This window comes from Streptomyces sp. DSM 120436 (assembly GCF_055778765.1).
In genome coordinates this window covers 4,095,991-4,119,542 of sequence record NZ_JBSKBS010000001.1, presented here as the reverse complement: position 1 = coordinate 4,119,542, position 23,552 = coordinate 4,095,991, and the positions used below count along the sequence as shown (strand labels likewise).

General features: G+C 74.1%; 19 protein-coding genes and 1 pseudogene. 8 read left to right on the top strand and 12 right to left on the bottom strand.

Annotated elements, in window-relative coordinates; genetic code table 11:
* The first annotated feature begins 119 nt into the window (after positions 1–119).
* On the top strand, positions 120–1,058 hold the full coding sequence (locus tag ACWH4W_RS18255) for a cation diffusion facilitator family transporter (protein ID WP_473076785.1): 939 nt from the start codon (positions 120–122) through the stop codon (positions 1,056–1,058).
* A gap of 302 nt (positions 1,059–1,360) precedes the next feature.
* The gene (idi, locus tag ACWH4W_RS18250; protein ID WP_473076784.1) at positions 1,361–1,954 is read left to right on the top strand and encodes an isopentenyl-diphosphate Delta-isomerase; all 594 of its coding nucleotides are present in this window, start codon (positions 1,361–1,363) and stop codon (positions 1,952–1,954) included.
* Positions 1,955–2,005: 51 nt separating this feature from the next.
* Here the strand turns inward: idi and ACWH4W_RS18245 are convergent, their stop codons facing one another.
* Positions 2,006–2,467, bottom strand: coding sequence for an ATP-binding protein (locus ACWH4W_RS18245; RefSeq protein WP_473076783.1), 462 nt, complete (start codon positions 2,465–2,467; stop codon positions 2,006–2,008).
* A gap of 180 nt (positions 2,468–2,647) precedes the next feature.
* A complete protein-coding gene (locus tag ACWH4W_RS18240; RefSeq protein ID WP_473076782.1) occupies positions 2,648–3,229 on the bottom strand; it encodes an HdeD family acid-resistance protein in 582 nt (193 codons plus the stop codon).
* A gap of 119 nt (positions 3,230–3,348) precedes the next feature.
* On the opposite strand from ACWH4W_RS18240, the gene ACWH4W_RS18235 reads away from it, so the two are divergent.
* The 3 genes from ACWH4W_RS18235 to ACWH4W_RS18225 all read left to right on the top strand — a co-directional run bounded on the left by ACWH4W_RS18235 (position 3,349) and on the right by ACWH4W_RS18225 (position 6,868).
* Complete coding sequence (locus ACWH4W_RS18235; protein ID WP_473076781.1) at positions 3,349–4,107, top strand: enoyl-CoA hydratase/isomerase family protein; 759 nt, start codon at positions 3,349–3,351, stop codon at positions 4,105–4,107.
* 169 nt (positions 4,108–4,276) lie between these two features.
* Positions 4,277–4,408: an LPFR motif small protein gene (locus ACWH4W_RS18230; protein WP_251100090.1), complete on the top strand. Its 132-nt coding sequence runs from the start codon at positions 4,277–4,279 to the stop codon at positions 4,406–4,408.
* A 105-nt stretch (positions 4,409–4,513) separates the two neighbouring features.
* Positions 4,514–6,868, top strand: coding sequence for a Tex family protein (locus ACWH4W_RS18225; RefSeq protein WP_473076780.1), 2,355 nt, complete (start codon positions 4,514–4,516; stop codon positions 6,866–6,868).
* Between the two features lie 45 nt (positions 6,869–6,913).
* Here the strand turns inward: ACWH4W_RS18225 and ACWH4W_RS18220 are convergent, their stop codons facing one another.
* The gene (locus ACWH4W_RS18220) at positions 6,914–8,554 is read right to left on the bottom strand and encodes an ABC-F family ATP-binding cassette domain-containing protein (protein ID WP_473076779.1); all 1,641 of its coding nucleotides are present in this window, start codon (positions 8,552–8,554) and stop codon (positions 6,914–6,916) included.
* A 395-nt stretch (positions 8,555–8,949) separates the two neighbouring features.
* On the opposite strand from ACWH4W_RS18220, the gene ACWH4W_RS18215 reads away from it, so the two are divergent.
* Complete coding sequence (locus ACWH4W_RS18215) at positions 8,950–9,903, top strand: FAD-dependent oxidoreductase (RefSeq protein WP_473076778.1); 954 nt, start codon at positions 8,950–8,952, stop codon at positions 9,901–9,903.
* 42 nt (positions 9,904–9,945) lie between these two features.
* On the opposite strand, the gene ACWH4W_RS18210 is transcribed toward ACWH4W_RS18215, so the two are convergent.
* The 5 genes and pseudogenes from ACWH4W_RS18210 to ACWH4W_RS18190 all read right to left on the bottom strand — a co-directional run.
* Complete coding sequence (locus tag ACWH4W_RS18210; RefSeq protein ID WP_473076777.1) at positions 9,946–11,667, bottom strand: BCCT family transporter; 1,722 nt, start codon at positions 11,665–11,667, stop codon at positions 9,946–9,948.
* Between the two features lie 85 nt (positions 11,668–11,752).
* Positions 11,753–13,036, bottom strand: coding sequence for a M14 family metallopeptidase (locus tag ACWH4W_RS18205; protein ID WP_473076776.1), 1,284 nt, complete (start codon positions 13,034–13,036; stop codon positions 11,753–11,755).
* The gene (locus ACWH4W_RS18200; RefSeq protein ID WP_473076775.1) at positions 13,033–14,985 is read right to left on the bottom strand and encodes a Xaa-Pro dipeptidyl-peptidase; all 1,953 of its coding nucleotides are present in this window, start codon (positions 14,983–14,985) and stop codon (positions 13,033–13,035) included. Before ACWH4W_RS18200 ends, ACWH4W_RS18205 begins: the two co-directional genes overlap by 4 nt.
* 70 nt (positions 14,986–15,055) lie before the next feature.
* Positions 15,056–15,532 carry a macro domain-containing protein gene (locus ACWH4W_RS18195; protein WP_473077537.1) on the bottom strand — a complete coding sequence of 159 codons (477 nt, stop codon included), beginning with the start codon at positions 15,530–15,532 and terminating at the stop codon, positions 15,056–15,058.
* Between the two features lie 57 nt (positions 15,533–15,589).
* A pseudogene (locus tag ACWH4W_RS18190) lies at positions 15,590–16,041 on the bottom strand (amino acid permease); the annotation flags it as partial.
* A 360-nt stretch (positions 16,042–16,401) separates the two neighbouring features.
* Between ACWH4W_RS18190 and ACWH4W_RS18185 the strand changes: the two are divergent.
* Positions 16,402–17,118, top strand: a complete 717-nt coding sequence (locus ACWH4W_RS18185; protein ID WP_473076774.1) for a MerR family transcriptional regulator — start codon at positions 16,402–16,404, stop codon at positions 17,116–17,118.
* A gap of 27 nt (positions 17,119–17,145) precedes the next feature.
* Here the strand turns inward: ACWH4W_RS18185 and ACWH4W_RS18180 are convergent, their stop codons facing one another.
* From ACWH4W_RS18180 to ACWH4W_RS18165, 4 genes are all read right to left on the bottom strand, one after another.
* Positions 17,146–19,326: a 3-hydroxyacyl-CoA dehydrogenase NAD-binding domain-containing protein gene (locus ACWH4W_RS18180; protein WP_473076773.1), complete on the bottom strand. Its 2,181-nt coding sequence runs from the start codon at positions 19,324–19,326 to the stop codon at positions 17,146–17,148.
* Positions 19,327–19,360: 34 nt separating this feature from the next.
* Positions 19,361–20,575 (bottom strand): acetyl-CoA C-acetyltransferase, encoded by a 1,215-nt coding sequence (locus tag ACWH4W_RS18175; RefSeq protein WP_473076772.1) that lies wholly within the window; start codon positions 20,573–20,575, stop codon positions 19,361–19,363.
* Entirely contained in the window at positions 20,572–21,732 is a 1,161-nt protein-coding gene (locus ACWH4W_RS18170) for a CaiB/BaiF CoA transferase family protein (RefSeq protein WP_473076771.1), read from the bottom strand. The genes ACWH4W_RS18175 and ACWH4W_RS18170 overlap by 4 nt, the downstream gene beginning before the upstream one ends.
* A gap of 139 nt (positions 21,733–21,871) precedes the next feature.
* Complete coding sequence (locus ACWH4W_RS18165) at positions 21,872–22,165, bottom strand: MmcQ/YjbR family DNA-binding protein (RefSeq protein ID WP_473076770.1); 294 nt, start codon at positions 22,163–22,165, stop codon at positions 21,872–21,874.
* A 90-nt stretch (positions 22,166–22,255) separates the two neighbouring features.
* On the opposite strand from ACWH4W_RS18165, the gene ACWH4W_RS18160 reads away from it, so the two are divergent.
* Entirely contained in the window at positions 22,256–23,434 is a 1,179-nt protein-coding gene (locus ACWH4W_RS18160) for a saccharopine dehydrogenase family protein (protein WP_473076769.1), read from the top strand.
* Positions 23,435–23,552: the final 118 nt, after the last annotated feature.

Here is a 23,552-nt window from a genome sequence, read left to right as displayed (position 1 = left end):
CGCAGGTCAGAGCACATGACAACGGTGTTCAGTGCCGCGTTGCCCGATACCCCCGCCCCGTAGTTCACTGTGCTCCGGAAGAGCAGCGGCAGGACGGCGGCGGAAGGGCGGCGGCGGGCATGGGGGCAGGCCACGATCACGGGCACGCGCACGGGGCGCCGGCCGGCGGCACGGTCAGCGCGGCGTACCGGGGCAGGCTGCGGATCGCGCTGGCGATCACGGTCTTCGTCATGGTGGTGCAGATCGTGGGCGGTCTGCTGGCCGACTCGCTCGCCCTGGTCGCGGACGCGGCCCACATGGCGACCGACGCCCTGGGGCTGGGCATGGCCCTGTTCGCCATCCACGTCGCGGGCCGCCCGCCGAGCGAACGGCGCACCTTCGGGCTGGCCCGCGCGGAGATCCTCGCGGCGCTGGCCAACTGCCTGCTGCTGCTCGGTGTCGGCGGCTACGTGCTGTACGAGGCGGTCCAGCGGTTCATCGCGCCGGCGGACACCGAGGGCGGTCTGGCGATGGTGTTCGGCGCCGTCGGCCTGGCCGCCAACCTGGTGTCGCTGGCGCTGCTGATGCGCGGGCAGAAGGAGAGCCTGAACGTCCGCGGCGCCTTCCTGGAGGTGGCGGCGGACGCGCTCGGCTCGGTCACGGTGATCGTGGCCGCCCTGGTGATCGTCACCACCGGGTGGACGGCCGCCGACCCGATCGCCTCCCTGGTGATCGCGCTGATGATCGTGCCGCGCACCCTCAGGCTGCTGCGGGAGACGCTCGACGTGCTGCTGGAGGCGGCGCCCAAGGGCGTGGACATGGCCGAGGTGCGGGCGCACATCCTGGACACGCCGGGGGTCGAGGACGTGCACGACCTGCACGCCTGGACGATCACCTCGGGGATGCCGGTGCTCTCCGCGCACGTGGTCGTGAGCGCGGACACGCTGAACGCGATAGGGCACGAGAAGATGCTGCACGAGCTGCAGGGATGCCTGGGCGACCACTTCGACGTGCAGCACTGCACCTTCCAGCTCGAGCCCAGCGGGCACGCGGAGCACGAGGCGCGGCTGTGTCACTGAGCGGGCCGGTGCCACCGCGCGCGTAGAGGGCGCTGCGGGGGCGCGTACGCGTCTGGGCGCGCCAACGCGCCGGGGAACGCGGCCTTCCGCCCGGGTGGCGGCGTCTCCCCCCTCCGACGGGCGCCGGGGACGCGCGTGTCCGCCGCCCGCCACCGGCGCGATCGGCGCGGGTCCGGTGCCGTCCCCCGCCCCGCCCCGGCCGTCCGTCGCGCCGGGGCGGGACATGCGGGGGAGGACCGGAGTGCCGGGAGTGCCGGATTGGTGCGGCAGACTGGGGCGGGAACACCGAGTGAAGGATGGGTATGCCGATCACACCTGCCACCGCGACGAACAGCCCGTCGAGCGGCACCGCCGAGCCGATTTTGCTGGAACTGGTCGACGAGGACGGCGTGACGGTCGGCACCGCGGAGAAGCTCTCCGCCCATCAGCCGCCGGGGAAGCTGCACCGGGCGTTCTCCGTGTTCCTGTTCGACGAGCGCGGCCGGCTGCTGCTCCAGCAGCGGGCGCTCGGCAAGTACCACTCCCCCGGTGTGTGGTCGAACACCTGCTGCGGCCACCCGTACCCGGGCGAGGCGCCGTTCGCGGCGGCGGCCCGTCGGACGTACGAGGAGCTGGGGGTGTCGCCGTCGCTGATGGCGGAGGCCGGCACGGTCCGTTACCACCACCCGGACCCGGCCTCGGGTCTGGTGGAGCAGGAGTTCAACCACCTCTTCGTCGGCATGGTGCAGTCGCCGGTGCGGCCCGACGGGGACGAGGTCGCCGCGACGGCGTTCGTGACCCCGCAGGAGCTGGCGGAGCGGCACGCGAGGGACACCTTCTCGGCCTGGTTCATGACCGTGCTGGACGCGGTCCGGCCCGCCGTGCGGGAGCTGACGGGCCCGTCGGCCGGCTGGTGACGGCAGCGCCTCACCGCGTCCCCGCCCCGGGGCGGGGACGCGCCGCCGCGGCTAGCGGGGCCGCGCGGGCTTGAGCGGCAGGGCGGCCCAGATCACCTTGCCGCCGGTGGACGTGTGCTCCACCTCGCAGGCCCCGCCGGCCTCCCGCGTGATCTCGCGCACCAGGAGCAGTCCCCGGCCGCCGGTGCGGCCGTAGTCGTTCTCCAGGGCGGTGGGGCGGTAGGGGTGGTTGTCCTCCACGGACACCCGGATCCACTCGGCGCCCACCGCGACCTCGACGGCGAGCACCGGGGACAGCAGCGCCGCGTGCTTGACGGCGTTGGTGACCAGTTCGGAGACGATCAGCAGCAGGCCCTGCACCACGTCGTCCGCGACCGGCACGCCCTGCCGCAGCAGCAGGTCCCGCACGGCGTGCCGGGCCTGTGGCACCGAGGCGTCCACGGCCGGGGCGGTGAACCGCCAGACACCTTCGTACGGCAGTGGGTCGCCACCCTCACGCTCGCTCGTCGCCACACGTCGAGTGTTGGGACCGATCGCCTCCACCCTTCCGCACTGAACACAAGTCAGCGGATATCGAGCGCTTCCGACCGTTCTCGCTCGGCTCGGGCGGGCGCGGGACCGTTCGGGCCCGTTGTATGCCGTTCGGGGGCGCTTTTCGGGTCGTGCGGATCGAGGGGCCCGCGGGCCGCGCGTCTACTTCCCGGCGACCATGCCCACGATGCGCCGGCCGCCGTAGCCGGTGGCGATCAGTCCCAGCCCGTCGAACAGCAGGGACAGCGAGAAGAACGTACCGATGACGTACTGGCTGCTGCTCGGCCAGGTGGCCAGGACGAGGATGCCCAGGAGCAGCCCGAAGGCGCCCTGCACCAGCGTCCAGCCGAACTGCGGGCCGCGCACCACCAGGCTGCCGGCCAGCCGGAACACACCGCCGGTGAGGAACAACAGCGCGGCGAACATGGTCAGCGCCTCGGCCGCGGCCTCCGGGGTCTTCAGGATCACCGCCCCGGCCGCGAGGTTGAGGGCGGCCACGACCACGCCCAGCCAGAAGAAGTTCGTGTGCCGCGCCTGCACCGCGTGCAGCAGCCCGACGACGCCGCCGACCAGCAGCAGCCAGCCGAACAGCAGCATCGTGGTGAGTGTGGCGGCGGCCGTGTAGATCAGGCCGATCAGTCCGGCGACGACGAGGACCACCCCGAGCACGGCGAGCCAGCCGAAGCCGCGGTTCAGCTTCTCCGCCTCATCGTGCGGAGCCGCGCTCCCGCTGGACCTGACCATGGCTGCCTCCCGGGCCCCGTCCCCCCTTCCCGTCCTCCGTGTCCCCCGCCCGCGCCGGTCGTAACGCCGGCCCCGGCCCGCCGTACACCGCCGTGACCGGGGTGGATAGCATCCGCCGCATGGAGGAGCCGCAGCTGCTGCACAGCGTCGCCGACTCGGTCGCCACGGTCGTCATCCGCCATCCCGCGAAGCGCAACGCGATGACGGCCGCGATGTGGGCGGCCCTGCCGCCGCTGCTCGGCGCGCTGGCGAAGGACCCGGCCGTGCGGGCGCTGGTGCTCACCGGTGACGGCGGCACCTTCTGCGCCGGGGCGGACATCTCCACGCTCCGGGGGTCGCCGCTGGAGGCGCAGCGGCTGGCCGTGGCCGCCGAGGAGGCGCTCGCCGCCTTCCCCAAGCCGGCCCTGGCCGCCGTGCGCGGGCACTGCGTGGGCGGCGGGGCGCAGCTCGCGGCCGCCTGCGACCTGCGGTTCGCCGAGGAGGGCGCGCGGTTCGGGGTGACCCCGGCGAAGCTCGGCATCGTCTACCCGTCCTCCGCCACCCGGCGGCTGGTGTCGCTGGTGGGCCCCGCGACCGCCAAGTACCTCCTCTTCTCGGGCGAGCTGATCGACGCGGAGCGGGCACTGCGCACGGGGCTGGTGGACGAGGTGCTGCCCTCGGGCGCGCTGGACGCCCGGGTCGCCGAGTTCACGCGGATCCTGGCGTCCCGGTCGCTGCTGACGCAGGTGGCGGCGAAGGAGTTCGCCGACGGCCGCACCGACCGCGACGACCACTGGCGCGAGGCGGCCGCCGCGAGCGACGACACCGCGGAGGGCGTGGCGGCGTTCCTGGAGCGCAGGGCGCCGCGCTTCACCTGGAACGCGGTCACGTCAGGGTGAACCTGCTCCTGGTCCGGCACTCGGCGACGAGGGAGCGTTTTCCCTCCTTCCGGCCTCTCCCGCCTTTTCCGCCGTGCCGCGCGCGGGACGGCCGGGCGCATGATGAGGCGTGGACGAGGTACCCGCAAGTCGGCCGGCCGGACGGGCCGGACGACGAAAGGGGAGACACGTGTTCCGTGCCATCGCAGACGTCCTGCGCCAGATCGGCGGCGCCGTCGCCACCGTCGTGACGCTGCCGTTCCGGGCGCTCGCCCGGCTGTTCGGCGGCGCTTCCTCCACCGCGCGCGGCCGTCGCGCCTGAGTCCTCCCGGGGAGTGTCCGGGCGCGTCGCCGCCCTGAACCCCGATGACCGTCGTCACCTGCCACAATTGCCGCGCAACCTCAGTGGAGAAGGCGGTACGGGAACGTGACGACACCCCTCGCAGGGTCCATCGAAGGCAGGATCGCCGAAGAACTCGGCGTACGGGAGCGGCAGGTCAGGGCCGCCGTGGAACTGCTGGACGGCGGTTCGACGGTGCCCTTCATCGCCCGCTACCGCAAGGAAGCGACCGAGATGCTCGACGACGCGCAGCTGCGCACGGTCGAGGAGCGGCTGCGCTATCTGCGGGAGCTGGAGGAGCGCCGCACGGCGATCCTCGACTCGGTGCGCGAGCAGGGCAAGCTCACCGAGGAGCTCGAGGCCCGCATCCGGGGCGCGGAGACCAAGGCGCGCCTGGAGGACGTCTACCTGCCCTTCAAGCCCAAGCGGCGCACCAAGGCGCAGATCGCCCGCGAGGCGGGTCTGGAGCCGCTGGCGGAGGGGCTGCTCGCCGATCCCGGCGTCGAGCCCCTCGCCGCGGCCGCCGCGTTCGTGGACGCCGACAAGGGCGTGGCCGATCCGCAGGCCGCGCTGGACGGCGCCCGGGCCGTCCTCACCGAGCGCTTCTCCGAGGACGCCGACCTGATCGGCGAGCTGCGCGAGCGCATGTGGGTGCGCGGGCGGCTGGTGGCGAAGGTGCGGGAGGGCAAGGAGGAGGCGGGCGCCAAGTTCGCCGACTACTTCGACTTCTCCCAGCCGTTCACCGAGCTGCCCTCGCACCGGGTGCTGGCGATGCTGCGCGGCGAGAAGGAGGAGGTCCTCGACCTCGTCCTGGAGCCGGAGGAGCCCACGGACGGCCCCTCGTCGTACGAGGGCGTCGTCGCCCGCCGCTTCGGGATCGCGGACCGGGGCCGCCCGGCCGACAAGTGGCTGCTGGACACGGTCCGCTGGGCCTGGCGCACGCGCATCCTGGTGCACCTGGGCATTGACCTCCGCCTGCGGCTGCGCACCGCCGCCGAGGACGAGGCGGTGCGGGTGTTCGCCGCCAACCTGCGCGACCTGCTGCTGGCCGCCCCGGCGGGCACGCGCGCGACGATCGGCCTGGACCCCGGTTTCCGTACGGGCGTGAAGGTCGCCGTGGTCGACGCGACCGGCAAGGTCGTCGCCACGGACGTGATCCACCCGCACGTCCCGGCGAACCGCTGGGACGAGGCGATCGCCAGGCTGGCCCGGCTCGCGAAGGAGCACGCGGTCGAGCTGATCGCCATCGGCAACGGCACGGCGTCCCGCGAGACCGACAAACTCGCCGGTGAACTCATCGCGAAGCACCCGGAGCTGAAGCTGACCAAGGTGATGGTGTCGGAGGCCGGCGCGTCCGTGTACTCGGCCTCCGCGTTCGCCTCGCAGGAGCTTCCGGACATGGACGTGTCGCTGCGCGGCGCGGTGTCCATCGCGCGCCGGCTCCAGGACCCGCTGGCCGAGCTGGTGAAGATCGACCCGAAGTCGATCGGCGTCGGCCAGTACCAGCACGACCTGTCCGAGGTGAAGCTGTCGCGTTCGCTGGACGCGGTGGTGGAGGACTGCGTGAACGGCGTGGGCGTGGACGTCAACACCGCGTCCGCCCCGCTGCTCGCCCGCGTGTCCGGCATCTCCTCGGGGCTGGCCGAGAACATCGTGGCGCACCGCGACTCCCACGGGCCGTTCAAGAGCCGCTCCGAGCTGAAGAAGGTGGCCCGGCTGGGCCCGAAGGCGTACGAGCAGTGCGCGGGCTTCCTGCGCATCCGCGGCGACGATCCGCTGGACGCGTCCAGCGTGCACCCCGAGGCGTACCCGGTGGTGCGGCGGATGGTGAGGAGCACCGGGCAGGAGGTCGCCTCGCTGATCGGCAACACGGCGGTGCTGCGCTCGCTCAGGCCGCAGGACTTCGTGGACGACACGTTCGGTCTGCCGACCGTGTCCGACATCCTCAAGGAGCTGGAGAAGCCGGGCCGCGACCCGCGTCCGGCGTTCCGGACGGCCGCCTTCAAGGAGGGCGTGGAGAAGATCTCCGACCTGTCGTCCGGGATGGTCCTGGAGGGCGTGGTGACGAACGTCGCCGCGTTCGGCGCGTTCGTCGACGTCGGCGTGCACCAGGACGGCCTGGTGCACGTGTCCGCGATGTCGAAGACGTTCGTCAAGGACCCGCGGGACGTGGTGAAGCCGGGCGACATCGTCAAGGTGAAGGTGCTGGACGTCGACATCCCGCGCAAGCGGATCTCGCTGACGCTGCGGCTCGACGACGAGGCGGCTCCGCAGGGCGGTCCGTCGGGCGGCGAGCGGCGGCAGCGCGGCGGGCGGCCCCCGCAGCAGCGTCAGGGCCGCGGTGGCGGCGGTGCGCGTCAGGCGTCCGCGCCGGCCGACGGCGCGATGGCGGACGCCCTGCGCCGCGCGGGTCTGCTGGACCCGAGGAGCGGCCGCCGCTGAGCGGTGGTTCGCGGTCCCGGTCCCCGTGCGGGGCCCGGGACCGGCTCACCGCTCGGTCACGGTGCCGCCTGCGACGTGCAGACGGCGGGTCACGTGGACCGTGTCCAGCATGCGGCGGTCGTGGGTGACCAGCAGCAGCGTGCCCTCGTAGGCGTCGAGGGCGGACTCCAACTGCTCGATGGCGGGCAGGTCCAGGTGGTTGGTCGGCTCGTCCAGGACGAGGAGGTTGACGCCCCGGCCCTGGAGGAGGGCGAGGGCCGCGCGGGTGCGTTCGCCCGGTGAGAGGGTGGCCGCGGGACGCAGCACGTGGTCCGCCTTGAGGCCGAACTTGGCGAGCAGCGTGCGGATGTCGGCCGGCTCCAGGTCCGGGACGGCGGGGCGGAACGCGTCCAGCAGCGCCTCCGGGCCGTGGAACAGCGCGCGGGCCTGGTCGACCTCCCCGAGCAGCACGCCCGAGCCCAGGGCGGCGTGGCCCGCGTCGAGCGGCACGCGGCCCAGCAGGGCGCCTAGCAGGGTGGACTTGCCCGCGCCGTTCGCGCCGGTCACCGCGACCCGGTCGGCCCAGTCGACCTGCAGGGACACCGGGCCGAGGGTGAAGCCGCCGCGGCGCACCACGGCGTCCCGCAGGGTGGCGACCACGGCGCCGGAGCGCGGGGCCGCCGCGATCTCCATGCGCAGGTCCCACTCCTTGCGCGGCTCCTCGACGACCTCCAGGCGCTCGATCATGCGCTGCGTCTGGCGCGCCTTCGCGGCCTGCTTCTCGCTGGCCTCGCTGCGGAACTTGCGGCCGATCTTGTCGTTGTCGTCGCCCGCCTTGCGGCGCGCGTTCCTCACGCCCTTGTCCATCCAGGCGCGTTGCGTCCGCGCCCGGTCCTGGAGGGCGGCGCGCTTGTCGGCGTACTCCTCGTACTCGTCGCGGGCGTGGCGGCGGGCCACCTCGCGCTCCTCCAGGTAGGCGTCGTAGCCGCCGCCGTAGAGGTTGATCCGCCGCTGGGCGAGGTCGAGTTCGAGGACCTTGGTGACCGTGCGGGAGAGGAACTCGCGGTCATGGCTGACGACGACGGTGCCGGCGCGCAGGCCGCTCACGAACCGTTCGAGGCGCTCCAGTCCGTCCAGGTCGAGGTCGTTGGTCGGCTCGTCGAGCAGGAAGACGTCGTAGCGGGACAGCAGGAGGGAGGCGAGTCCGGCGCGGGCCGCCTGGCCGCCGGACAGGGCGGTCATCGGCTGGTCGAGTCCGACGGCCAGGCCGAGGCCCGCCGTGACCTCCTCGGCGCGCTCGTCGAGGTCCGCGCCGCCCAGGGCGAGCCAGCGTTCGAGGGCGGTCGCGTAGGCGTCGTCCGCGCCGGGGGCGCCGTCGACCAGGCCCTGGGTCGCCTCGTCCATGGCGCGCTGGGCCTCGGCGACGCCGGTGCGGCGGGCCAGGAAGGCGCGCACGGTCTCGCCGGGCCGCCGCTCCGGCTCCTGCGGGAGGTGGCCGACGGTGGCGGTCGGCGGGGAGAGCCGCAGCTCGCCCTCCTCGGGCGCGGCGAGCCCGGCGAGCAGGCGCAGCAGCGTGGACTTGCCGGCGCCGTTGGCTCCGACCAGGCCGATCACGTCGCCGGGCGCGACGACGAGGTCGAGCCCGGCGAACAGGGAGCGGTCGCCGTGTCCGGCGGCGAGGTTCTTGGCGACGAGGGTGGCGGTCATCAGACCGCCGATCCTAGGGGGTGGGTGTGCGGTCCGTGGGCGCGGGAGGAGGAACGGGGTCCGGTGCGTGCGACGGCAGGGCACCGGAGCGTCCTTGTGAGGGCAGCCACGTGGGCGGTCCGGCAACGCGGCCGGGGTCCCCCGCCGGGGGAGCGCGTGCCGGGCGGTGCGACGCCGCGGGCGTGTGCCGGAGGTCCCCCGGGGCCCGGGTGGCACGGCGGTGGCCGGCGCCGTTCCGGCGGGGCGGGCCACGAGGCAGGCCTCCCCCTTCGCCGCCGGCGGGTCCAGCCGGACGCGGTGCCGGCGCCGGGCCGAAGGCCGCGTGCTCGGCGGACAGGCCGTGAGCACTCCCACCCGGGACCGCACCCGAGCGGGCATCCGCTACCGTCCGCCGGATGGGAAGCGAAGCGGACGGCGGTGTCGTGGTGGTCGGCGGTGGCGTGGTCGGGCTGACCACGGCGGTGGTCCTCGCCGAGCGGGGCGTACGGGTGCGGCTGTGGACGCGGGACCCGGTCGGGGCGACCACCTCGGCGGTCGCGGGCGCCCTGTGGTGGCCGTACCGCATCGACCCGCCGGAGTCGGCGCGGGCGTGGGCGCTGGAGTCGCTCGACGTGTACGAGGAGCTGGCGCTGCGGCCGGAGGCCACGGGCGTACGGATGGCCGAGGGGGTGCTGGGCGAGACGCCGATGGACGAGGTCGGCGCGTGGGCCGCCGCGCGGCTGCCGGGGCTGCGTCCGGTGACGGAGGCGGAGCACCCGGGTGGCCGGGGGGTGTGGGCGCGGCTGCCGCTCATCGACATGCCGGCTCATCTGCCGTACCTGCGACAGCGGTTGACGGCGGCGGGCGGCACCGTCGAGACGCGTGCGGTGGCGGATCTCGCGGAGGCCGGCGCGCCGGTGGTGGTCAACTGCACGGGTCTGGCGGCGCGGGAGCTGGTGCCGGACCCGTCGGTGCGGCCGGTGCGGGGGCAGTTGGTCGTCGTGGAGAACCCGGGGATCCGCACCTGGATGGTCACCGAGGGGGCGGACGGGTCGATGGCGTACTTCTTCCCGCAGCCGGGGCGGCTGCTGCTGGGCGGCACGGCCGAGGAGGACGTGTGGTCCGTGCGTCCCGACCCGGCGGTGGCCCGGGCGATCGTGCGGCGGTGCGCGGCGCTGCGCCCGGAGATCGCGGGCGCCCGCGTGCTGGAGCACCGGGTGGGTCTGCGTCCGGCGCGGGACGCCGTCCGTCTGGAGCGCACCCGGCTGCCCGACGGGCGGGTGCTGGTGCACAACTACGGCCACGGCGGCGCGGGCGTCACCGTGGCCTGGGGGTGCGCGCGGCGGGCGGCGGAGCTGGCCACCGGGTGAGGCGCGGGGCGGGCGCGTGCCGGCCCGCCCCGCGCGGGCGGGTCAGTGCTTGCCGATGGGGTCGCCCTCGACGTCCGGGCCGCGGCCGGGTCCGACCCGCAGCTCGAACTCGCCGTCGTACTTGGTGTGGCCCTCGATGACCGCGAGTTCGACCGCCTCGCTGGCCATCTTGTCGCGGACGACGAGCGGGTCGCGGCGCAGGTCGCGCATGAGCGCCACGCACATGAAGAGCATCACGACCACGAACGGCGCGGCGGCGAGGATGGTGAGGTTCTGCAGACCGGTCAGGGCGTCGCCCTGACCGCTGCCGACCAGCAGCATGATGGCCGCCACGGCCCCGGTCACCACACCCCAGAAGACCACGGCCCAGCGGCTCGGCTCCAGGGAGCCCTTCTGCGACAGGGTGCCCATCACGACCGAGGCCGCGTCGGCGCCCGAGACGAAGAAGATGCCCACGAGGACCATCACCAGCAGGCTGGTGGCGGTGGCGATCGGGTACTCCTGCAGCACGGCGAACAGCCTGCCCTCGGGCGTGGTGTCGTCGCCGAGGCGGTTCTGCTCCTGGAGGCGCATCGCCGAACCGCCGAAGACGGCGAACCAGACCAGGCTGACCGCGCTGGGCACGAGGATGACGCCGCCGATGAACTGACGGATCGTCCGGCCGCGGCTGATGCGGGCGATGAACATGCCGACGAACGGCGTCCAGGAGATCCACCACGCCCAGTAGAAGACGGTCCAGCTGCCCAGCCAGTCGGCGACGCCCTCGCCGCCGCTGATCTCGGTGCGGCCGGCCAGGTCCGGCAGCTCGCCGAGGTACGCGAAGACCGAGGTCGGCAGCAGGTCCAGGATGACCACGGTCGGGCCCGCGACGAACACGAACACGGCGAGGAGCAGCGCCAGCACCATGTTGGTGTTGGACAGCCACTGGATGCCCTTCTCCACGCCGGACACCGCGGACGCCACGAACGCCACGGTCAGCACGGCGATGACGGAGACCAGCAGGCCGGTGCCGACCTCGTCCATCCAGCCGAGCTTCTCCACACCGGAGCCGATCTGCAGCGCGCCGAGGCCCAGGGAGGCCGCCGAGCCGAAGACGGTCGCGATGATGGCGAGCACGTCGATGACCCGGCCGCCGGTGCCGTTGGCGTTCTTCTCGCCGATGAGCGGGGTGAAGACGGCGCTGACGGTCTGCCGGCGGCGACGCCGGAAGGTGCTGTAGGCGATGGCGAGGCCGACCACCGCGTAGATGGCCCACGGGTGGAGCGTCCAGTGGAACAGCGTGGTGGCCATGGCCGTCGACATGCGGTCGCCGGAGTCCTGCGGGCTGGTCCCGGGCGGCGGCGTGTCGTAGTGCGCGAGGGGCTCGCTCACGCCCCAGAACATCAGGCCGATGCCCATGCCGGCGCTGAACATCATGGCGATCCAGGACACCGTGCGGAACTCCGGCTCCTCGCCCTCGGCTCCGAGCCTGATGCGGCCGTACCGGCTGGCGGCCAGCCACAGGGCGAACACCACGAAGCCGGAGGCGGTCAGCATGAAGCCCCAGCCGCCGTTGTGCATCAGTCCGCTCAGCAGATCGGTGGAGACGTTCTCCAGCGAGTCCGTCCAGACGGCTCCCCACAGGACGAAGGCCAGGGTGAGCACGGCGGTGACGCCGAACACCACCCGGTCGGTGCGGGGCCTGCCCCGGCCGGGCAGGCCCGCTTCGGAGCCGGGCAGCGGGCCTGCCGTGGGGTCCTTGTCGCTCTGGTCGTCCTGCGCCACGGGTGAAACCTTTCGTCCGGGTCCATCGGGCGGAGAGCCCTCCTCCCGATAGGCCCTTACCACCGTTGGCGCAAAACTCACCTCATCAGCAGGACGTGAGTGCCTCCCCCTCGGTCAGGTGGTACGTGGCGCGACCGTCCAGGAGGAGCGGGACGAGCGCCCGCAGCGGCTGCCGCAGCGGTACGAGCACCCCGTCGCCGTCCCGCCGGACCCGTACGCCGTGCAGGGCCAACTCGTCGCCCACGTCCGCGTACTGACCTGCGGTGAGACGGTAGCCGCACGGCGGGTCGACGAGCACCTCGGACGGTTCGGGCGTCTCGTTGTCGGCGCCGCCGAGGTACACCGGGCCGCGGTCCGCGTACCCCGCGGCACGGGCCCGGGCGGTGACCGCCTCCACCTGCGCGCGGTGGCCGGCGGAGAAACGGATCAGGCCGTCCAGCGCGGCGAGGTGGGAGGTCACCCTGCGCCGGTTGTTGAGCGCCTCGTCGGCCTTCTCGGCGTCGGTGAGGGGGTCGACGCGGCTCTCGATGAGCAGGCCGACGCCGTGCTTGACGCCGGACATGTTGCGCAGGATGCGTTCCTGGCCGTCGCCGGCGGTCTGCCGGATCGGGTCACCGGTGACGGGGTCGGTCCAGATGCCGTAGGTGCCGGTGGTGTGGCCGGCGGCACCGGCCGCGGGGCGGACGTGGTCCTGCGACAGGGACCGGGCGGCGTCGTGGACGGCGGGACGGGTGTTGAGGTTGCGCGGCCACAGGTCGAACAGGTCCTTGTCGTAGTACGGCGGGGTGGCGCCGTACTCGTGCAGGTCGTAGATCACGTCGGGCCGCTCGTCGCGGATGACGGCGGCCAGGGCGCGGCCCTCGGCGGTCTTCAGGGCGACGTGGTCGCGGTTGACGTCGACGCCGTCGCCGTTGCCCCGGGTGCCGGCGGCGCGGCCGTCGGGGTTGGCGGTGGGGACGGCGAGCACCGTGGTGTGCCGGAGGAAGCGCCGCGTCGTGCGGTCCTCGGCGTACGCCAGGTCGCGGATCGCGGTGAGGCACGCCTCGCGGCCCGCGGGCTCGTCGCCGTGCTGGCTGCACACCAGCAGGACCTTGTGGGGCGCGTGGCTCGCGCCCGTGCGGACGAGCCGCAGCGGGCGGTTCTGCGCGGTGGTGCCGATCCGGGTGACGCGGACGCGGTCGCTCGCGCGGTCGACGGCGTCGAGGAAACGCTGTTCCTCGGACTCGGTGGTCCACCGGGCGCCGTGGCTCTGTTCGAAGCCGGTGCGCGGCGGGGCGCCGGTGTCGTGCGCCCCGGCGGCGGGGGCGGTGACCAGTGAGGCGGCGAGGGCCGCGAGGGCGGTGGCGGTGAGGAGCGCTGCGCGTGTCATCGGGTGTCCCCCGGGACTCGGTGGGCGGCGGGCGGACGGACGCCGTCCGGGGCGGTGTGCGGTGCCTCGACGGGCGGTCCGGACGTGGCGCGGGCGAACGCGGCGGCGCCGCCGACGAAGGGGACCCGGGCAGAGGTGCGGGCCAGGTCGAGGGTGAGCGTCGGGGTGTCGGCCGGCGGGTCGATCAGGCCGCGGTCGGTGCCGGCGACGATCAGCGCGAGCCGGTGGCCGCGGGGCACGACGTGGTCGGTGGCGGCCAGGTCGAGGGTGAGGGTGTAGCGCTTGCCGGGGACGAGCGGTTCGCCCCGGCCGGTGCCGGCGTGCTCGCCGAGGTCGGCCCAGCCGCGGCTGACGACGGTGTGGCCGACGTCGGCGGTCTTGGCGCTGGTCTCCCGGTAGCAGGAGCTGTCGTCCTCGGTGCTCGGTCCCCAGCAGGTGCGCTCCGGCAGGGTGACGATGCCTTCCCCGGCGTCGGCGTAGTCACGGATCGTGCCGGGGCCGAGGTCGGCCAGGACGGCGGACAGGTGCGCCGTCGGGGTGCTGGGCGTGACGGTGACGGTGACCCGGGAGGAGCCGGCCAGGCGCAGGTCGCGGGTGAGCGGGCGGGTGACGAAGCCGGCCTTCTCCGGGGTCGGGGTGTCGATCCGGGCGGCCCAGTCGGCCTCGCTCAGCTCCGGGTCGTCGGTGAAGGCGGCGGTGGACCGGTCCGGGCGCAGGCCGAGCGTGCCGACGCCCTCCTGGGCGCCGCGGGCGGGCCGCAGCGTCGCGGTGTGCGTGCCGCGCGGGGGCCAGGCGGTGGCGGTGACCCATTCGTCGGGGGCGCGCTCGATGTCGGCGACGGGTTCGCGGTCGATGCCGTTGTCGATGCCGAGGAGTTCGTGGTCGAACCAGCGGTGCAGGGTGCGCACCCACGCGGCGCGGCGGAAGTCGAACGGGTCGACGTGGCCGGTCTGCGACAGCCAGATCTTGCGCCGCACGCCGTTCCTGCCGAGCGCGTCCCACCAGGGGCCGACGTGCTGCATGCGCACGTTGAGGTCCTGCATGCCGTGCACCAGGAAGACGCTGGCGCGGACCTTCTTCGCGGCGCGCACGTAGTCGCGTTCGGTCCACAGCGGGGTGCGGTCGCCGGTGCGCGGGGCGCCGTCGACGAGCTTTTGGGCGACCTCCGCGCAGTTCTCGCGGGCCTCGGGCGTCTGCACGTGGCGGGCGAGCCGGTCGGGGCCGGAGCCGTAGAGCGGGGCGCCCTGGGAGAAGTAGTAGTCGTACCAGGTGGAGATGGCGGCGATCGGGACGATGGTCTTCAGCCCCTTGACGCCGGTGGCGGCGACGCCGTTGGCGATGGTGCCGTCCCAGCTCTTGCCGATCATGCCGGTGCTGCCGTCGGTCCAGTCGGCGCGGACCCGTTCGCCGCCGGTACGGCCGGTGTAGGCCTTGGCGCGGCCGTTCAGCCAGTCCACGACCGCCTTGGCCGACTGGATGTCGGAGCGGCCGCCGACGTCGACGCAGCCGTCGGAGCGGCTGGTCCCGGCGAGGTCGACGCCGACGACGGCGTAGCCGCGCGGCACGAAGTAGTTGTCGTAGAACAGCGGCATCCGCGCGATGTCGCCGTGTCCGTCGTAGGTCTTGGTCTGGCTCTCGTTGCCCCGCCCGCAGCAGGAGTAGTACGGGCTGGCGTCCATGATGACGGGGACCTTGCGGCCCCTGCGGTCGGCCTCGCGGGGCCGGACGATGTCGACGGCGACCCGGTCGGTGCGTCCGTCGCGGTCCTCGTCGAGGCCGGTGTCCACCCAGACGGCCTCGCGAATGGCGTCGGCGTAGGAGTGGACGGGGCGGCTCTCCCCGGGGGCGGCGTCCGCCGCGGCGGGGGTGGTGAGCAGGGTGGCCGTCAGGGCGGCGGTGGCCGCCGTCGCGAGCGTTCTCCAGGTCGTGGGGCGCGTGCGTATCGGCATGCGCCGGACGGTACATCGGTGAACTCGCGCGCAGAAGAGGGCACCTGACGACGCGTGGGGCGCGGAGGCGTCAGTCGTGGTCGTAGACCGTGACCGGTGTCCCCCGCCGCACCAGGCGCTGCTCCACGAGCGGCTCGACGCGCGACCACCTGCCGCCGGCGAGGCCGCAGCCGATGCGGGGCATGTGGACCGACGCGCCGAGTCCGAGGGCGTGCCCGGCGAGGCGGTCCAGGGCCGTGTCGATGGCCTCGTAGCGGACCGGGACGCCCTTGCTGCCGGTGCGGACGCCGCGCTGGCCGATCATGTTGGCCACCCACACGTACCGCTCGACCTGGACGAGCTGCACCGCGCCCAGGCCGAAGTCGTTCGCGGCACGGCCGCGGTGCCAGGCGCGGTACGCCGCCTCCGGCCCGGGCCAGCGGCGGGACAGGGCGAGGACGAAGCCCTTGCCCCAGCCGCCGACGTCGTTGCACACGTGGGCGATGATCTTGACGCCCTTCACCGACGGAACGGTGGCGTCACCCCGCAGGTACGTGATCTCGGTCATGGCGGCACCGTACCGGCCGCCGCCGACGGTGCCGCCGGTGATGCACCGCCCGGCCCCGGCCTCGCGGCGGACCCCGCCGTACCAGCCGGTGACCAGTGTCACGACGATCGGGGGGACGAGCAGCAGCGGCTTGCGGCCCATCTCGGGGCCGTTCCCCGTCAGCACGAGGGCGGGCGCCGGGAAGGCGATGGTGACGATCTCTGTGACGGGGCTGCCGGGCAGCCGGAAGGACGGCCGGGTGACGAGGCCCGCGCGGGCGCGGCGGACGAACACCAGGTGGCGGATCATGAGGATCACCCAGGCGCTGATGATGCCGAGGGGGGCGACGTTCAGCACGATCCCGAAGGCCCGGGCCGGCACGAGGAGGCTGAGGCCGACGCCGAGCACGCACACGCAGGCCGGCAGGATGCCGCCGTGGGGGCCTGGCTGCGGTTCATGCGGGCGGTGAACTCCGGCGCGGAGCCCGCCGCCGCCATGGAGCGCAGGAAGAGGCCGGTGCCGATCGCGCCGCCGAGGGCGATCACGCTGACGTGGCGGGCCTTGAGGACCTGTCGCGACCGGCGTCGCCCGCGTCCGCGGGGGTCTCGGCCGCAAGGGGTGGTGCGGCCGTTGCCGCGGTGACGGCGTCCCCGCTCACGCGTGGTTCCGCTCTCCGGTGCGCCCGGGCGGATCGCGCCCGGCTGTCCGACACGCTGCCGGCCGGCGCGAAGTGATCACGGCACGGACCGACGGGGCACCTTTTCCGATGTGCGGGGGCATACGCGATGGACCGCGTCACACGGCGGGTCCCCTCACACCGGACCGCGTCTCGCGGGCCGATCTGACAGCGGAGGTGTCACAGCACCGGTGGGACAGCGATACTGCTGCACATGACGACCGAGACCGAGGCCCTGACCATCGACGAACTGGCGGCCCGGGCCGGGGTGACCGTGCGCACGGTCCGCTTCTACGGCACGAAGGGCCTGCTGCCGCCCCCGGTGCTCGGTCCCCGGCGGGTCGGCCGCTACGGCCGGGAGCATCTGGCGCGGCTGGAGCTGATCGAGGAGCTGCAGAGCCGCGGCATGACCCTGGCCGCGATCGAACGCTATCTGGCGCAGCTGCCGCCGGACCTGAGCGTGCGCGACCTGGCCGTGCAGCGGGCGGTGGTCGCCTCCTGGGCGCCGGGCACGGTGGAGGCGGTGTCCCGGGCGGAGCTGGAGCGCCGGGCGGGGCGCGCGCTGGGCGAGGAGGAGCTGGGGCGGCTCGCGGCGATGGACGTCGTGGAGCGGGCCGGCGAGCCCGGCGCCGGCCCGGACGACGAGGTCTTCCGGGTGGACGCCGGGCTGCTGCGGCTCGGGGTGGAACTGCTGGACGTGCCGCTGTCGCACGAGTCGGTGCTGGCCGCCCGCGCGGTCCTCACCGAGCACTCCCGCGCCGCCGCCCGTGAGCTGTCGCGGCTGCTGCGCGACGCGGTGGCGGACCAGGACTCGCGCGACGTGCGGTCCCTGTCCGCCCGGATGCATCCGCTGGTGGTGCAGGCGCTGCTCACCACGTTCCAGCGGTCGCTGAGGGAGGAGCTGCGGGAGTGGCTCGACGAGGAGGACTGAGCCGCCTCTCGCCGAGCCACGTCCACATCAGCGGGCGTCGGTGAAGACCTCGCCCCTCTCCGCCTTCTCCACGAGCAGGGCGGGCGGGGTGAACCGCTCGCCGTAGCGCTCGGCGAGTTCCCGGGCGCGGGCCACGAAGCCGGGCAGACCGCCGTCGTAGCCGTTGACGTACTGCAGGACGCCGCCGGTCCAGCCGGGGAAGCCGATGCCGAGGATGGAGCCGATGTTGGCGTCGGCGACGGACGTCAGCACGCCCTCCTCCAGCAGCCGGACGGTGTCCAGCGCCTCGGAGAACAGCATCCGCTCCTGCATGTCGCGGAACGGGATGGTGTGCCCCGGCTTGGTGAAGTGTTCGCGCAGCCCCGGCCACAGCGGGCCGCGCCTGCCGTTCTCGTCGTAGTCGTAGAAGCCGGCGCCGCCGGAGCGTCCGGTGCGGCCGAACTCGTCGACCATGCGGTCCACGACCGCGTCGGCCGGGTGCGGGGTCCAGGCACCGCCCGCCTCCTCGACGGCCCGCTGCGTCTCGCGGCGGATCTTCCGCGGCAGGGTGAGGGTGAGCTCGTCCATCAGGGAGAGCACCTTGGCCGGGTAGCCCGCCTGGGCCGCCGCCTGCTCGACCGACGCGGGCTCGATGCCCTCGCCGACCATCGCCACGCCCTCGTTGATGAAGTGGCCGATGACGCGGGAGGTGAAGAAGCCGCGGGAGTCGTTGACCACGATCGGGGTCTTGCGGATCTGCCGCACCAGGTCGAAGGCGCGGGCCAGGGCCTCGTCGCCGGTGCGCGCGCCCTTGATGATCTCCACGAGGGGCATCTTGTCGACGGGCGAGAAGAAGTGCAGCCCGATGAAGTCCTCCTGCCGCTCGACGCCCTCGGCGAGTGCGGTGATGGGCAGGGTGGAGGTGTTGGAGCACAGCAGCGCGTCGGGCGCGACGACGTGCTGCACCTCCTGGAACACCTTGTGCTTGAGGGAGGTGTCCTCGAAGACGGCCTCGATGACCGCGTCGCAGCCGGCCAGGTCGGACACCTCGGCGGTGGGCGTGATCCGCGCGAGCAGCGCGTCGGCCTTCTCCCGCGTGGTGCGGCCCTTGGCGACGGCCTTGGCGCACAGCTTCTCGGAGTAGCCCTTGCCCTTGAGCGCGGCCTCGGGGGAGACGTCCTTGAGGACGACGTCGATGCCGGCGCGGGCGCAGGAGTAGGCGATGCCGGCGCCCATCATGCCGGCGCCGAGGACGGCGACCTTGGTGACCTGGCGGGCCGGGACGTCCTTGGGGCGGCCGGCGCCGGAGTTGACCGCCTGGAGGTCGAAGAAGAACGCCTGGATCATGTTCTTCGACGTCTGTCCCGCGGCCAGCTCCACGAAGTAGCGGGCCTCGATCACCTGGGCGGTCTCGAAGTCGACCTGGGCGCCCTCGACGGCGGCGGCCATGATGTTGCGCGGGGCCGGGTAGGGGGCGCCGCCGGTCTGCTTGCGCAGGTTGGCCGGGAAGGCGGGCAGGTGGGCGGCGAACTTCGGGTGCGACGGGGTGCCGCCGGGGATGCGGTAGCCGGGCCGGTCCCAGGGCTGCGCGGACTCGGGGTGGGCGTCGATGAAGGCGCGGGCCTTGGCGAGCATCTCCTCGCGGGTCTCGGCGACCTCGTCGACCAGGCCGTTCTCCAGGGCGCGGCGCGGGCTGTACTGGGTGCCCTGGAGGAGCACCTTCAGCAGCGCGTCGGTGATGCCGAGCAGGCGCACGGTGCGGACCACGCCGCCGCCTCCGGGCAGCAGGCCCAAGGTGACCTCGGGGCAGCCGATCTTGGAGCCGGGGGCGTCCAGGGCGACGCGGTGGTGGCAGGCCAGGGCGATCTCGTAGCCGCCGCCGAGGGCGGCGCCGTTGATGGCGGCGACGACGGGCTTGCCGAGGGTCTCCATGCGGCGGAGCTGGCGCTTGAAGGCCAGGCCGCCGTCGAACAGGTCCCGGGCGGTGTCGGGGGTGACCCGGATCAGGTCGCGCAGGTCGCCGCCGGCGAAGAAGGTCTTCTTGGCGGAGGTGAGGATGACGCCGCGGATCGAGTCCTTCTCCGCCTCCAGGCGGTCGGTGATCGCGGCGAAGGAGTCGCGGAACGCCTTGTTCACGGTGTTCGCGGACTGGTGGGGGTCGTCGAGGACGAGGGTGACGACGCCGGTGTCGTCCTGCTCCCAGCGGATGGTGGTGGACTCGCTGCTCATGGGGGTGTGCTCCAGGTGATCCGTCGGGAGGGGGTCAGACGCGCTCGACGATGGTGGCGATGCCCATGCCGCCGCCGACGCAGAGCGTGGCGAGCCCGTAGCGCAGGTCGCGGCGCTCCAGCTCGTCGACGAGGGTGCCGAGGATCATCGCTCCGGTCGCGCCGAGCGGGTGGCCGAGCGCGATGGCGCCGCCGTTGACGTTGACCTTGTCCAGCGACAGGCCCATGTCCTTCACGAACCGCAGCACCACCGCGGCGAACGCCTCGTTGATCTCGACCAGGTCGATGTCGTCGACGGTCAGCCCGGCCTTGGCGAGCGCCTTGCGGGTGGCCGGCGCGGGGCCGGTGAGCATGATGGTCGGCTCGGAGCCGGAGACGGCCGCGGAGACGATCCGGGCGCGCGGGGTCAGGCCGTGGCGCTCGCCGACCTCCCTGGAGCCGACGGCGACCAGCGCGGCGCCGTCGACGATGCCGGAGGAGTTGCCCGCGTGGTGGACGTGGTCGATCTTCTCCACCCAGTGGTACTCCTGCAGCGCCACCGCGTCGAAGCCACCCAGCTCACCGATGTCCGCGAAGGACGGCTTGAGCTTCGCGAGGGACTCGGCGGTGGTGCCGGGGCGCAGGTGCTCGTCGTGGTCGAGGACGACCAGACCGCTGCGGTCCCTCACCGGGACGACGGACCGCCCGAAGCGGCCCTCCTTCCACGCCGTGGCGGCGCGCTCCTGGGAGAGGGCGGCGTACTCGTCGACGTCCCGCCGGGAGAAGCCCTCGATGGTGGCGATGAGGTCGGCGCCGATGCCCTGCGGCACGAAGTTGACCTCGAGGTTGGTCATCGGGTCGTTGAACCAGGCGCCGCCGTCGGAGGCCATGGGCACACGGGACATGGACTCCACGCCGCCCGCGAGGACCAGGTCCTCCCAGCCCGAACGGACCTTCATCGCGGCCATGTTGACCGCTTCGAGCCCGGAGGCGCAGAAGCGGTTCTCCTGCACGCCGGCCACCGTGTCCGGCAGGCCCGCGGCGATGGCGGCGATCCGGGCGATGTCGGAGCCCTGGTCGCCGACCGGCCCGACGACGCCGAGCACGATGTCGTCGACGGCGGCCGGGTCGAGCCCGGGGAAGCGGGCGCGGATCTCGTGGATCAGCCCGACGACCAGGTCGATGGGCTTGGTGCCGTGCAGGGCGCCGTTCGCCTTGCCGCGCCCGCGCGGGGTGCGGATCGCGTCGTACACATACGCTTCGGTGCTCACGAGGAGGCCTTTCGCTGGGGGTTCGAGGGCGGGGACACCAGGCCGGGCACGTCCCAGTCGCGGGCCACGTCCTCGGTGTCGGCGCCCGGCCGGGCGGGCCCGGTGCGGACGGTGGCGGGCGTCGCGGAGAACCGCGGCGCGGGTGCGGGCTGGGTGATGCCCGCGTGGTCGGTGAAGGTGGCGCGGGCGGCGAGGTGCGGGTGGCGCGGGGCCTCGCGCAGCGACAGCACCGGCGCCACGCACGCGTCGGTGCCCTCGAAGACGGCCGTCCACGCGTCGCGGGTGCGGGAGGCGAACCGCCCGGCGACCCGGGCGCGCAGCTCCGGCCAGCGGGTGACGTCGCCGTGCGCCCCGGCAAGGTCCTCCAGGTCCAGCAGGCGCAGGAACTCGGCGTAGAACCGCGGCTCCAGGGCGCCGACGGCCATGTGTCCGCCGTCGGCCGTCTCGTAGGTGCCGTAGTAGGGGCAGCCGCCGTCGAGGAGGTTGGCGCCGCGGCGGTCCTGCCAGACGCCGGCGGCGAGCATGCCGTGGATCATCGAGGTGAGGTGGGCGGTGCCGTCCACGACGGCGGCGTCGACGACCTGTCCGGCGCCGGTGGCGCGGGCGTGGTGGAGGGCGGCGAGGACGCCCACCACCAGGTACAGGGAGCCGCCCGCGTAGTCGCCGAGGAGGTTGGCGGGGGCGGCCGGGGCCCGGCCGGGTTCGCCGGTCATGCCGAGGGCGCCGGTGACGGCGATGTAGCCGATGTCGTGTCCGGCGCGGTCGGCGAGGGGGCCGTCCTGGCCCCAGCCGGTCATCCGGCCGTAGACCAGGCGCGGGTTGCGGGCCCGGCAGTCCTCGGGGCCGACGCCGAGGCGCTCGGCGACACCGGGGCGGTAGCCCTCGATCAGGATGTCGGCGCGCTCGGCGAGGCCGAGGACGCGGTCGGCGCCGCCGGGAGCCTTGAGGTCGACGACCACGGAGCGCTTGTTGCGGTTGGTGACGTCCCGGGCGGGGTCGATGCCGAGTCCGGGGCCGCCGGGACGGTCGACGCGTACCACGTCGGCGCCCAGGTCGGCGAGGAGCATGGCGGCGAACGGTCCGGGGCCGATGCCGGCCAGCTCGACCACGCGCACGCCGGTGAGCGGGCCGTGGTCCGGCGCCGTCGCCTCCGTCATCGAACCCCCATCGACTGTGACACTTCTGGTGTAACACCTGTGATGTTAGGAACACCGCCCACCGGGCACAAGGGCGGGCGAGCAAGCGCTTGGCCACTCTACGGCGGCGGCCTCCGGAGCCGCCCCCGGTCCGGCCGCCTCAGCGGGCCCCCAGCTCCGCCGTCCGCGCGTCCCGCGGCCGCCGGGGTGCCCGCGGGGCGCGGACCCGGCCCGGGCCGTACCCGGCGGGCTCGGCGCCCGGGCACTCGTCCGTCAGCTTCCCGGTCACCCCGAGCGGGTGACTTCCGTCGTCGGCTCCCAGGAAGACGAACACCTCCCGGCCGGCCTCGGCGACCGTCTCGCCCCAGGGGTGATCCTCGTCGGCGCCCGGCAGGCGCAGGGCCCGGCCGCGCACTTTCTCCCGCTTCCTCAGGGCGTTCCGCGGCACGGCCATCGTTTTCCTCCGGGCTCGTCGTCGGGCTCCGCACCCCTCACGCTAGCCTCGGCCACCGACAGCGGCGCGGCTGCACGACCAAGGGGTGTCATGAGCAGGCTGAACAGGACGGACCGTCCGTACGACATCGTGCTCTTCGGAGCCACCGGCTTCGCCGGGGCGCTGACCGCGGAGTACCTGGCCGCCCACGCGCCGGAAGGCCTGCGCTGGGCGGTCGCGGGACGCAGCGAACGGAAACTCGAGGAGCTGCGGGAGCGGCTGCCCGGCGGCGAGAGGGCGGGCGTGCTGCGGGCGGACGTGTCCGAGCCGGCCACGCTGCGCGCCCTCGCCGAGCAGGCGCGCGTGGTCGCCACCACCGTGGGGCCCTACGTGGAGTACGGCGAGGGACTCGTCGCCGCCTGCGCGGACACCGGGGCGGACTACGTCGACCTGACGGGCGAGCCGGAGTTCGTGGACCTGATGTACGTCCGGCACGACGCCCGCGCGCGGGAGACCGGGGCGCGGCTGGTGCACGCCTGCGGCTTCGACTCGGTGCCGCCCGACCTGGGCGCGTACTTCACGGTGCGGCAGCTGCCGGAGGACGTGCCGCTGACCGTCGACGGGTACGTCACCGCCGACGCGGCCTTCTCGGGCGGCACGTTCGCCTCGGCGCTGAACCAGTTCGCCCGCCCCGGCAGGCTGCGCGCCGCCGCACGGGACCGCCGGCGCCACGAGCCCCGGCTGGTGGGCCGCCGCGCCTCCGCCCCGACGGGCGCCCCGCGTTACGCGCCGGAGGTGGACGCCTGGGCGCTGCCCCTGCCGACCATCGACGGCCAGATCGTGCGCCGCTCGGCGAAGGCGCTGGCCCGGTACGGACCGGACTTCCGCTACCGCCACTACGCCGCGGTGCGCAGTCTACCGGTCGCCCTGGGCGGCGTGGCCGCGGCCGGCACGCTGGTCGCGGCGGCCCAGGTCCCGCCGCTGCGCCGCGCCCTGTCCGCCCGCCTCGCGCCGGGTGACGGCCCGAGCCCCGAGAAGCGGGCCCGCAGCTGGTTCACGGTCCGCTTCGTCGGCGAGGGCGGCGGCCGCCGGGTCTACACGGAGGTCTCGGGCGGCGACCCGGGCTACGACGAGACGGCGAAGATGCTCGCCGAGAGCGCGCTGTGCCTGGCCCTCGACGACCTGCCTCCGACGTCGGGCCAGGTCACGACGGCGGTGGCGATGGGGGATGTACTGATCTCCCGCCTTCAGGAGGCGGGGATCCGGTTCCGGGTGGCGGCGGTTCGCTGAGGAGTGCCCGGCGGGCGGCCGGGGAGCGTGGCAGGCAGCGGGGGCCGACGTGCGTCGGCGGGCTGCCCGCCGGGGCTCGCGGCCTTCCGGGGAGGTGAGCGGTGGGCTGCTGAGACCG